The sequence below is a fragment of the Melghiribacillus thermohalophilus genome (genome assembly GCF_004342905.1).
Lineage (GTDB): Bacteria > Bacillota > Bacilli > Bacillales > Alkalibacillaceae > Melghiribacillus > Melghiribacillus thermohalophilus.
In genome coordinates this window covers 1-1211 of record NZ_SMAN01000046.1, presented here as the reverse complement: position 1 = coordinate 1211, position 1211 = coordinate 1, and the positions used below count along the sequence as shown (strand labels likewise).

Here is a 1211-nt window from a genome sequence, read left to right as displayed (position 1 = left end):
TATTGTTAATAGTAACCCAAACCAAAACCAATAGAAAGGAAGATCTGCATGTATAAACAGTTTACTACAGATATCCTTCACTTACAAAATTTTCGTCTAACCCATCAGGGGGAGCGTGTTCAGAATGGGTGGATTCTGGACGTTGAACCTTATCCTCAAACCCATATCTGCCCACTATGTTTTCAGTGCAGCACCAACCATGAAAGAGGGAAGAGAAGAGTATTACGCCATGCCTGGGTTTCAACAGGAGAAAACATTTATCTTCGAATCCCTGTTCATCGACAGCGCTGCGATGACTGCGGGATCACCTGGACGGTGGAATGGCCTGGTATTCCTGCCCGAAGTAAAGTCACCGCACACTTCAAAAAAATGATTGCCCGTAAATGCAATGGACACACGTTCGAGGCGGTGGCAAAGGAGATGGGGGTACCCCCATCCACGGTTGCCCACTGGTTCTATGAATATGCCAGAGAAGCATTAGCTCGGCCAGAAAACTATGAAGCTCCTACGGCTCTGTGTATGGATGAATTCGCCCATAAAAAGGGACATCACTATAGTGTCGCTCTTATGGACGCTCATACGGGTCATGTCTGGCAGACTCATCCCGGAAAGAGCCGGGAAGCCATTCAGGAAGCTCTCAAACAGTATCCCTTTGAAGCACCAAACGTAGTGGCTACCGATTTAGTTCCAGGAATGGTGAATACAATTCAAGAGATCTGGCCCGAAACAGCCCTCGTAGCCGATAAATTTCATGTGATTCAGTTGTTTACCAAAGCCCTGGATCGGGCTCGTAAGCTGGATCAAAATTACGCAACCAATCATAAAGAAATCCGCCATCAGCGCCGTCTCTTAATGACGAAGCCAGAGAAGCTAAAACCAGACGAGAAAGAAATTCTTCAGGAATGGCTGAAACAAAATGAAGATCTAAAGAAGCAATATGAAGCCCTTCAAGATTTTCGCTCCATCTACGAAAACGAGAATGTGCAACAAGCCAAAGCAGAGCTGGAAGCCTGGTGCCGCTATTATTTGACGGAAGGTGCTGGAGCTACGAAAAAGATTGTCAAAACCATTCTCCAGTGGAAAGATCCAATATTAAATTATTTTCGCTTCCGTCTGACCAATGCAAAACTGGAAGGCACCAATAACCTGATCAAGACCTTAAAGCGTAGAAGTTTCGGATGTCCCAACCTTGAAAAATTTGATATGCGTAT

1 protein-coding gene is annotated in these 1211 nt (G+C 45.3%); it reads left to right on the top strand.

Annotated elements, in window-relative coordinates; genetic code table 11:
- Positions 1-48: 48 nt before the first annotated feature.
- Positions 49-1211, top strand: a 1163-nt coding sequence (locus EDD68_RS15120; protein WP_132373331.1) for an ISL3 family transposase, incomplete at its 3' end; no start/stop codon positions are given.